General features: G+C 72.3%; 1 protein-coding gene. It reads right to left on the minus strand.

Annotated elements, in window-relative coordinates; translation table 11 throughout:
* Positions 1–365, minus strand: a 365-nt coding sequence (locus E2C05_RS33925; protein ID WP_338045244.1) for a transposase, incomplete at both ends; no start/stop codon positions are given.

Here is a 365-nt window from a genome sequence, read left to right on the forward strand (position 1 = left end):
GCTTCCACCGTGAGACGTCGGCTTCCACCAAGGCACGCCAGTTGTAGCCCGACGCGCGCTGCCAGCCCATCCGGCCGCGTTCGGCAACACAGCGCAAATGCGCATCCCGCTGCGTCGGCGCTGTCTCGGCCGCCGCACTCGGCACCGCGCTCGCGCGCGGCGGGACGACGACGGCGGCGTTGGGGTGCCGCGCCGCGACCGCGGCATAGACATCGTCCCGGTCGTAGGCGCCGTCGCCCGTGAGGGACGCCACGGAACCGTCGACCCGCTCAAGCAAGGGGTCGACCTGCGAGCCGTCATCGGCATCCCTGCCGGTCAGCAACGAGGCGACAACCTGACCGGTGTCGGCGTCGGTGGCGAGGTGG

Origin of the sequence: Paracraurococcus ruber, from assembly GCF_004353985.1 — a bacterium.
Lineage (GTDB): Bacteria > Pseudomonadota > Alphaproteobacteria > Acetobacterales > Acetobacteraceae > Paracraurococcus > Paracraurococcus ruber.